We start from the raw sequence: 9,081 nt of genomic DNA, 5'->3' as shown, positions 1-9,081 counted from the left end.
GGCTCGAAATCGAGATCATGGATCGCTTTGGACGGCCTGTGGTCCCGCGAGAATGGTTCCTCGTACCTCTCTTTGTCATAAACGACGCTGTGGAAAAGATCAGGGACGGCACAATAACCAGCTATCGCTATGATCCCCACGCTGCCGAACTCAAACAGATTTCGGGGTAGGTTGGGCGATGGATCGGGACAGTCACACTCGTCGAGGGAAATGGTCAGAGGCAGGCGTCCCGAAAAAAGGCTGGACCTGTGTCGGCTTCGAAGACTTGGAAGAGCCCAGCCAACTCTGCGAGATGTGTGACAGCGCCGAAATCCGGTATGCCCATATTATGGAGCATCCAGACTATCCCGGTTCGCTTCAGGTCGGCTGTGTTTGTGCTGAGCACATGGAAGAGGACTACAAGCGGCCCCGGGAGCGGGAGAAGCGTCTCAGAAATTCCGCACGCCGCCGCGCTGCTTGGCCTTCTCGAAAATGGCGCACGTCCAGACAAGGCAACCTCTACATCAACACGGACGGGTTCAATCTCACAGTTTATCGGGCCGGAGCCGGATGGTCGGTGCGTGTCCTGAGACGGGCATCGGGAGCTGTGCAGGCAGGTAGCAAGGTCTATTCAGCCGAAACCGATGCAAAGCTTGCCGCGTTCAATGCGCTTCTTTGGGCGAAGGATCACCTATAGCCATGCCCTTCCCGCTATCGCCCCAGAGCATCGACGCCATCGCCGACATTATCAGCGGCGGCGGGGGCCATGACACGACGCCTCCCATCGGCATCTATCGCAGCGGGCCGAAGATCGAGAAGTTCATGCGCGCCTGCAATGTGGCCTTCACGGTGAATGGCTCCCGCGTACCGTCGCTGGTGCAGTGCCTTATCAATCTCAACAACGGCTTCGATGCTGAGCAAGTGCTGTCGAAGATTATCGAGGGAGCCGCTGACCCCCGCGATTTCATCCATGAGCCCAAGCGTCATGTCGCCGTGCTCGACCATCTCAACCGCGCGCTGCGCTTCGACGGCTTCGAGGTTCAGCAGCAGGGCGGGCGGATGCGGCTTGTCGAGGCGGGCAAGAATGTCCCTGTCCTGACTGAGCTGGCGGGGCTGTCCGAGGTGATCGACTTCGACACGGTGAGCCGCGATCTCGACCGCGCTCTCGCCAGCAGCCAGACCGACCCCGAAGATGCCGTCACCGCCGCGTGCAGCACGGTCGAGAGCGTGTGCCGGTCTATCCTCATCGAGCTGGGGCAGCCGCTCCCTGCCAAGAAGGACGTAGAGGGGCTCTACAATGCCGTGAAGCAGCCGCTTGGTCTGTCCCCTGACCGCTCAGACATCGACCCCTTGATAGCGAATGACGTGCGGCAAATCCTTTCCGGCCTGGCCACGGTCATCGGAGGGGTAGGGGCTCTGCGCACTCACGGCGGCGACGCCCACGGCCGCGAGAAGGGCTTTGCCCGTGTTGACGCGCGGATTGCCCGTTTGTCGATCCATGCCGCGAGCACGGCAGCGCTGTTTCTCATCGAGACATGGCAACGGAAATTTCCTGCCCGCCCGCTTCCCAAAGCAGACGATCCGGCAGGGTAACGGCTAGTTTCATCCTGTCAGTAGCGCCGGTCTTGGCCGGTCATCTCTCCTTCGTCGTTGAAGGGGGCTGAAACTCCCCGCGCCCATGCCCAACCTTGAGCCCCAAGCGATAGCGGCCGAATAGGCCGCCCCTTTACCCCACCCCCGGCCCGAGGGAGGGGGTTTTTGCCCCGATCACAGCGAGCACCGCGAGGACGCGTGAGGACCGTGATGACGCCGAGTACCGCCAGAACCGCCTATCACGTTGGTTTTCCGGCGATTTCTTGATAGGCTTGCGCCAACTCAAATGTCGAGCTTGCGCAAAGTCTTCCATCCGCGCCTTCCAGATTGGCTGGAGGAGCGGCTTCAGATGCCGAGGCACTCGAACTAAGTACTTGAAAAACAACAAGTTTCTAGGCATATTAGCCCTGTTGCCGATGAGAGGATGAACATCGGAGCGAGCGTCCAAACCTCGCGCCGCCGCACTCACCGCCGATAGGGCTGAAGGTCCACACTTCAGCCCGTCCCCTTTAGCACATGAGGCTCCTATGGTCAGGACACCCAAGAAGAAAATCGCCAAGAAAATTACAGACCTTCGCGCGAAGCTCTGGCCTGATCTGTCTCCGGACGATCTTTGGCACCGCAGCGTCTATGACGGCTTCACGTCCGTGCCGCGCACGATGCCGCTGATCATGAACATCATCGACGACCTGGCTCCGGGCAGCAAACGCACCTCGATGACCTATCTTGCCCTCTGGGGGCAGGCGTTCGACGAGATGTATGTCAGTTTGCAGAACGCTGATGAGCTGGCTTTCTACTCGGGCTACACTGGCCAGCGAGCAGTACGCTCCTGGAAGGAGCGGATGAGGGAGCTTGCCAATCTCGGCTTCATCCGCATCGCATCGGGCACGGCAGGGGAATTTTCTCATGCCGTCATCCTCAACCCGCATTTTGCCATTCGCCGCCTTCATGCGGCCAAGACGCCGGGGCTGACCGTCCCCGCATATAACGCACTTGTCGAGCGTGCCATCGCCATCGGTGCCGAGGACATGAATGTACCTCTGCCCGAGGAGAAGCACGAAGAGGCGGCGGAATAGGCCTACGCGGGACGTCCAGAGAGACGTGCACCCGGCGGCGCTCGATCAGGCTCAAGATGAGGCGCAGATTGGCGCGCGCGATGCCGCGCTCCCAGCAGCCGCAGGGCAGCTCTTCGAGCAGGGCTTGGGTTTCATCAAACAGCGCCCAGAGGGCTTCGTCGGATAGGTTGTGCGGGTTGTCTAGGGTTATGGCGTGGGTAATGCCAAGTCTCCTTCTCTTGGGGGGTTGAATTCACGGGAAGAAGGGCAGACCAGCCTTCATGCGGCGCTTAAGGCACTGCGCGCCACAGGCTTCGCCTGAGCAAGGCCGCAATCAGCATGGCAGGAGGCGCACCGCAAGCGCCTTACCTTCAGCGTCCGGTGATCTGCAGACGGTAGGATCAGGAATTGAACACCAGGGGCAAGGGAAGAGCCCCGTCCAATGGAAGACTCCAAATTGCCCTGAAATCATGCTATATATGGGGCTAGAGCGAACGGTACGCCACAAGATGTTCTGAGGTTGCGAGATGTTTGAAGAGACACAACGATTTTTGCGGAGCATCGAAGGCGGCGGCGAAGTCTCGATCCTGATTGAGGACGACGAGGAAGGCTACTTCGACCGTGAATGCCCATCGGATGAATGCCTTTTCCAGTTCAAGATGCTCAGCGAAGATTGGCATAAGACCAAGGAAGCAGAGCGGCTTCACTGTCCCGCCTGCGGCCATACCGATCACAGCCACCGTTGGTGGACACAGCAACAGGTCGAGCACATGCACGCGGCTGCCCGCGCGCTCGCACTCGCGGGGTTTGGCCGTTTCATAAACGGGGCTTCGTCTCCCCCTTCCGCATCTGTCTTCTGGTCTAGTCCGCTGTTCTGACAGGGCGCGCCCTTGTCGCAAGGGGTGCCCGCACCACTCGGGGCTTGCCCCGACCATGTTACCCCTGTGCGCCATCTGGCTCTTACGCCCTGTCTGCTTCTTTCGTGTCCGAGAGGACGAGAAATCGAAACGAAAGAGGAGACGATCCCTATGAAACTGTTCCCACAACCCATCATCGAGAAGCTTGCCGAATTGCTACGCCTTCAAAGGAGTCGCAGGTACTGCGGCTTGGTAGGTCGGACAGAGGCGATGAAAGAAAAAATTGGGCCTTTCGGATCGGGTTCGGTGCCAACGTATGAGGTATAGAATTTCATTCTATACCTCATGATGCGCAGAATTCGGCGCGGCCTGCTGTGGGCCCGCACTCCGCACCACCCTAGATCGCCGCGCCCGCGGTCAGATCACGTGTGTCAGGCGGCGTCGTTTATTGGTTCGTAGCGAACCTCGGCCAAAGCATCGTCCAGCCACGCGGGCTGCAGATCGCCATTGTTCCATTGGTAGAGGAAGCCCACCAGAGTGTCGGTCTTCTTGCAGAGGATGCGCATGATCGGTTCGCCGGTGAGGCGGGGTTTTGGGGTCATGACGCGCTCCTGCTTTCTGGACCTCATAACTGGTTAAAGGGAGGTCAAAAATTTCTTGTCGGCGGTGTTAACGACAGGTTTCTGCAACTGCAAGGTGTGGGCGGTAGCTTCGGCAAAAACCCACCGACAAAAGGACAAGTTGTCTTTATAGTCAGGTTGTTGACGTATCATTTTCTGTATTCTGCGCCGCAGCGCGAACGGCAATCTCGTCCAGAAGTATGTCGATCTCCACCCAGACGCGCGGCTCGATCTGGCCGCGGATCAAGGCCCACTTGCTGAGCACATCGAGGGGGTCATGGGCGTGCAGGATGGAAGTCAGCGCATTGGCATCGACAGCCAGAGATGTCCGCGCGCGCCATTCGGTGATCCGCGTTCTCTGCTCTTCGGATGGTGGGACGAACTCTGGCCCCAGCTGCCAGGTCTTCACGGCACGGCGTAGAGCGGCGCGGATGACGTGGGCGGGGTCGACGCCGCAGTCGACGAGGGCTTCTTCCTGCCGTTCCAGCGCGTTCACCCGGATATCGATCTTGCGGGTGGCCGGAATGCGTCGGACCCTGGGCTGCGACGCCGTGGGCGCCGTTATGATCTCTGCTGTTGTCTCCGGGCTTGCTTGCGGCGAAGGCACGGCAGGCCTGCTTGGCACCGACGCTTGATCTTCATCCGCCACGTCTGCCGTCATGCTCATCGGCATCAGGACGGTCTCTTCCCGATCCGCCTCTTCCCTTCCCGGGTCTTTCTCCTCCTCCGGCCGAAGGGACGCGGCATAGGCTGGGTCGGGCCGGGTGATGGTTGGAATCTTCTTTCTCAACGCCCTGTCCTCACGCGGCCAAGATGTTGTTGAGGATGTCGGTGGCCTCCTCAAGGGCCTCGACGACATGACGGACATGCGGGCGCATAAGTGGGTTTGGGTCGGCCTGCTTTTGCAGCGCGATGGCGTGGAGCAGGCCTTTCTCGTCCATCTCCTTGTAGACGTTGCGGCGCATCATCACCGTCTCAACCACGGGAAACCGAGCGATCGCCACTTCGATCAAGGCGGCATCCGCGCGCGTGGCTTTCGGGTCAACCATGTTCAGAACGACATGGTGGCGCGGCAAGCTCGCCGGGTCATCGACGCGCGCGCGCAACCTTTCGTACCAGTCGGCGGTCTGCGCACCCACATCGAGATCCGAGGTCGAGAGCATGACTGGCGTCACAATGTGATCGGCGAGAACCGCGATCCCGTCCGACCATTCCGCGCCGACGCCTGCCGTGTCGATGAAGACGAAATCCGCCGAGTCCGCATCATAGACCTGCTCGATCTTGCGATCGACGGCCCCGACACTCTCGACCGAGATTGACCGCAGCAGAGGCGACCCCAGACCCGCCGCTTCAGCTCGTTCGTGCCAGGCGCCAAGCACTCCGGTGCTATCAGTGTCGATCAGCAGAACCCGACGCCCGGCAGCCACGGCAGCGCTGATCAGGGCGCGCGAGAGCGTGGTTTTGCCGCTCCCCCCTTTCGGGCCATCGCGGCGATGACCACGAGATTGTCGTTGGGCATGGGGGGTGGACCTCCTGCAAGAATAGTGAATCGCTACAAAGATGCAATAATGTCGCTAACCTCTTGGTGCATCGGCGTCAAGCGGAAGGCGGGATGCACGATGCGGTGGGCATGATGCATTCGCCGTTGCGCGTTTTACGGCGAGCAGACAGCGGGGCGCAGGGGACAGACGCCGCGATCCAGGTTGCGCGATGCTTTTGCCAAAAGACGTGCTGCATTCGGCATCCACCAAAGCACGTGAAGCGCGGAACGCGACGCGAGGTGCACGCGACGCCGTGCATTGTGCGAGGCGCGCGATGCGGGCTGCAATCGACACGTCCCACTTGCCCGAAGACGCGCTGCAGAGCGCAAAAGACACCGTGCATAAGACGTGATGCGCGGTGCAGGGAACGCGGGACGCGTTGCATTGAGCGCGTTGCGCGCTGCATTTGCCAAAGGACGTCAAATCGGCCCGTGAGGCCGATTTTCTACATTGAGTACAAGCCCTTGCTGCCTTCTCCGCTTGTGCTGGGAGAAGGCGGGCTTGTACGAAGTTGGCAAGAAATAGGAACGTTAACTTCAAAATGTCACGCGGCCGAAGACTGACCGAAACAGACCGTCTGAGCATCGCCAAAGAGCGTGCACAGGGCGTCGCCGCTGCTGATCTGGCCCAGCGGTATGGGGTGAGCCTGAAGACGATCTACAACGCCGTGAACCACGCGCTGGACCGACAAAACGCGAATGGCAGCCGGCCGATCGTCATTGGTCTGCGGGTCAGCCGACGTGAGTTGGCCGCATTTGATGCCGCACTTGCCCGTCATGGCATCACCAATCGTACAGATGCCTTGCGCCATTTGGTGTTGGCCGCCGATGAAATCCTGGAGCCCGATCACGCGTTGACTGAGGCCCTTTCTGCACGGGCGGCCGACATCAGCCGTATCGGCAACAACATCAATCAGGTGGCACGGCGGCTGAACGAAGCCAGGCTAAAGGGCCAGCCTTTGTCCTACACTGCGGAAAGCCACGGGCATATTCGCGAATTCGCAGGACTGATCCTCGATCTGACTGATCGCTTGCAGGCGCTTCTCTTGAAGCGCCGTGCCGATCTGGCGCTCAAGGTCACAAAGGCATGGGCCCCGCTCATCCCGGATCGGCTAAGGCGTGGGTAAGCGCCTTGCCCACGGTGTCGGGCCCGCCCTCTTCGATCGCGACTGGAGCCGGGTCTCCGGCAGCTGGCAGGGGCTGGCCAAGAAGGCGCAGATGGTCCGAGCAGCGCGCGGCTACTCGCCGGCCATCTTCAAGCCGATCTCGAAAGGCGGGTGCCACACGGGCGCCCAACTCAAGGCCCAGCTCACGTATCTTACCACCAAGTCGAGCCACATCCTCGACAGCCGCGGCACCCATGACGGCAAGAAGACCCTGACAGAGGCCGAGATTGATCGGGTCGTGCGGCGCTTCGAGAACCAATGGGGCGAGCGGCACAGCCCGAAGCTCGGGCATACCTCGCATCTTCTGATGGCTTTTCCCGTCGGCACCAGCGGCGAAGAGGTCCGCGCGATCACGGAATCCATCTGTGAGCGGTTCTTTCAAGGTGAGGGGTCGCAATTCGACTATATTGCTGCAATACACCAAGATCGCGCGCATCCACATGCGCATATCGTTCTGAACCGCCGCAGCAAGGATGGCGAAATGTTCTTTCTCGGGAAGGATCACCACTTCAACTACGACGCCTTTCGGGCGGCGATGGTTGACGCGGCGCAGGTCCACGGGATCCGGCTCGAGGCGACACGGCGTCTTGACCGGGGGGTCACGACCTACCGCGCCGAGATTGATGAGGTCTACAAGGCCCGTGACGAAGGCCGGCCCCCCGTCGAGCGGCAACGCACGGGGACTGACCTGGCCGCAGCCCTGCAGACGGTGGCGCGCAACGCGCTGACCTATCGGGGTCTGGCTGCCGAGGCGTCCCGGTCGAACTTCGATGACGTGGCCGAGGCCCTTGAGCGGGCCAGCACCATCCTTGCCAGTGGCGGTCAGGTCCAATCTGACGGAGCCATCTATATGTCCCAAGACGAAACGGCGTTTGACACGCTGATCACCGAGTTTTCCCATAACATCCGCCAGATCGAGGCCGCGATCGACCGCGCACCTGCGTCCGAGCGGCCGGAAATCGAGCGCAAGCTGACCGATGTCCTGGCTTCCGTCGCGCATCTGAACCCTCTCGGGGATCGCTCGGCCGCGCTGCTTGATGCGCCGTCCCGCGATGGGGTCTACGCGCGGGCGAATATGCGCGAGGACCAGATGATGCGTCTCGACGACGGGGATGTGAAGGCACGGCTTACGGAGGCGCTGCAGGGCACGGGCATCGATCCGGAGGCCGTCGCGGCCCGCATGCGGGAGGGTGCTGGCAATGCAGCCCTCGAACGGCAGTGGCTGGCACAGGATCTGCGCGCCATCGCCACGGCGGGCGACCTCGATCTGGAGAAGGGCGAGGATCGCGAGGAAGCGCTGGACCGGCTGGAAGCCGTTCACGTCCGCCTGGGCGATACTCTGACCGATGCGCGCATCTTGCGGGCGGTCGACGATGTCGATGAGGCGGAGGATGCCGAGGTCTCGCTCGCCGAACGTCTGACGCCACTGGGCCGCGATCTCGACGACGCGGGACCGGACGCCTTCGCCCCGTCCGAGCGGCAGGACTTCCAGCAGCTGGTCGCCCAGTTCCGACGGACAGATTTCACCTACCCGTTCTCAGACGACCCTTCCGTGCGCAGGGCCGGTGCTGTCGAAGTGGAAGAAGCCCGCGCCGCCTTCAACGCCTATGCACAGCGTTCGCCCGATCATGCCGAATTGGCCTCGATGGCATGGGACAAAATCACCGACAGCCGCAAGCCACAGGAGTTCGCCGTCGAAGAAAAGGATCGCAGGCTCCACGCGGGCGACATGGACCTTGCTCTGCGCGATCCTTCGCAACATCTCGGTCCGATCACCGAAGATGACCGCACCCTCGCGCGCTACCGCGCGGAAATGCCCGATGAAGAGTTCGGTACCGCGGTGCAGGATGAGATCAACCGGCTGCGCGCCATGGGGGCCTCACGCGCCTTTATCAGTGAGCGTAGCTTCGACATCGAGGACCAAGCGCGGCAAGACTATGCCGAGCGGCGCTTCATGGCCGAGACCGCCCCTGATGTGATGACCTTCCTCCAGCGGGCCGAGGCCGAGAATGGCACAGCTCTCTCCGAAACAGCCGGGCAGCGCCTGATCGAGCAGGTCGACAGAAACCTCACGCCAAACGCGGTTACCGCCCTGCGCGCGGGCCATACTGATGTGTTGGACAAGTTCACCGAACATCCGCTGCGGCAGCTGGAGCTTGCGAAGGCCTATCTGGAAAGCAGTGAGGTGACTGCCCACGGCCCGGCCATGGAGCGGGTTCTGGATGCCTTGGCTGAGGAACAGATCGAGGCACAGCGCGCGCGTCACGCCGC

The 9,081-nt window shown here is 61.4% G+C and carries 9 protein-coding genes; 6 read left to right on the top strand and 3 right to left on the bottom strand.

The genetic code is table 11. The features are described from left to right. Nucleotides 1–178 precede the first annotated feature (178 nt). The 4 genes from C5F46_RS15050 (at nt 179) to C5F46_RS15035 (ending at nt 3,505) form a co-directional block, all read left to right on the top strand. On the top strand, nt 179–676 hold the full coding sequence (locus tag C5F46_RS15050; RefSeq protein ID WP_107326144.1) for a hypothetical protein: 498 nt from the start codon (nt 179–181) through the stop codon (nt 674–676). 2 nt (nt 677–678) lie between these two features. Next, nucleotides 679–1,572 carry an abortive infection family protein gene (locus C5F46_RS15045; RefSeq protein ID WP_107326143.1) on the top strand — a complete coding sequence of 298 codons (894 nt, stop codon included), beginning with the start codon at nt 679–681 and terminating at the stop codon, nt 1,570–1,572. Nucleotides 1,573–2,099: 527 nt separating this feature from the next. Next, nucleotides 2,100–2,648 carry a hypothetical protein gene (locus C5F46_RS15040; RefSeq protein ID WP_181317771.1) on the top strand — a complete coding sequence of 183 codons (549 nt, stop codon included), beginning with the start codon at nt 2,100–2,102 and terminating at the stop codon, nt 2,646–2,648. Nucleotides 2,649–3,154: 506 nt separating this feature from the next. Beyond that, nucleotides 3,155–3,505, top strand: a complete 351-nt coding sequence (locus C5F46_RS15035) for a hypothetical protein (RefSeq protein WP_107326142.1) — start codon at nt 3,155–3,157, stop codon at nt 3,503–3,505. Nucleotides 3,506–3,915: 410 nt separating this feature from the next. On the opposite strand, the gene C5F46_RS16780 is transcribed toward C5F46_RS15035, so the two are convergent. The 3 genes from C5F46_RS16780 to C5F46_RS15020 form a co-directional block, all read right to left on the bottom strand. After that, entirely contained in the window at nt 3,916–4,086 is a 171-nt protein-coding gene (locus C5F46_RS16780; RefSeq protein ID WP_168796856.1) for a hypothetical protein, read from the bottom strand. 151 nt (nt 4,087–4,237) lie between these two features. Further along, a complete protein-coding gene (locus tag C5F46_RS15025; RefSeq protein ID WP_107326140.1) occupies nt 4,238–4,894 on the bottom strand; it encodes a hypothetical protein in 657 nt (218 codons plus the stop codon). Between the two features lie 10 nt (nt 4,895–4,904). After that, a complete protein-coding gene (locus C5F46_RS15020; protein ID WP_235820191.1) occupies nt 4,905–5,531 on the bottom strand; it encodes a P-loop NTPase family protein in 627 nt (208 codons plus the stop codon). Nucleotides 5,532–6,186: 655 nt separating this feature from the next. Here C5F46_RS15020 and mobC point away from each other — a divergent pair. Beyond that, nucleotides 6,187–6,771, top strand: coding sequence for a plasmid mobilization relaxosome protein MobC (gene mobC, locus C5F46_RS15015; protein ID WP_107326139.1), 585 nt, complete (start codon nt 6,187–6,189; stop codon nt 6,769–6,771). After that, nucleotides 6,764–9,081: relaxase/mobilization nuclease domain-containing protein (locus C5F46_RS15010; RefSeq protein ID WP_107326138.1), on the top strand; the 2,318-nt coding region annotated here is incomplete at its 3' end. The genes mobC and C5F46_RS15010, both read left to right, overlap by 8 nt.

The sequence above is a fragment of the Phaeovulum veldkampii DSM 11550 genome, assembly GCF_003034995.1.
GTDB classification, from domain to species: Bacteria; Pseudomonadota; Alphaproteobacteria; order Rhodobacterales; family Rhodobacteraceae; genus Phaeovulum; species Phaeovulum veldkampii.
The sequence above is the reverse complement of the archived record's forward strand: the minus strand, read 5'-3'. Positions and strand labels throughout refer to the sequence as shown.

Excerpts from the sequence above, each read along its gene's own strand:
- C5F46_RS15050 (WP_107326144.1), top strand. The coding sequence starts at position 179 with ATGGATCGGGACAGTCACACTCGTCGAGGGAAATGGTCAGAGGCAGGC.
- C5F46_RS15045 (WP_107326143.1), top strand. The coding sequence starts at position 679 with ATGCCCTTCCCGCTATCGCCCCAGAGCATCGACGCCATCGCCGACATT.
- C5F46_RS15040 (WP_181317771.1), top strand. The coding sequence starts at position 2,100 with ATGGTCAGGACACCCAAGAAGAAAATCGCCAAGAAAATTACAGACCTT.
- C5F46_RS15035 (WP_107326142.1), top strand. The coding sequence starts at position 3,155 with ATGTTTGAAGAGACACAACGATTTTTGCGGAGCATCGAAGGCGGCGGC.
- C5F46_RS16780 (WP_168796856.1), bottom strand. The coding sequence starts at position 4,086 with ATGACCCCAAAACCCCGCCTCACCGGCGAACCGATCATGCGCATCCTC.
- mobC (WP_107326139.1), top strand. The coding sequence starts at position 6,187 with ATGTCACGCGGCCGAAGACTGACCGAAACAGACCGTCTGAGCATCGCC.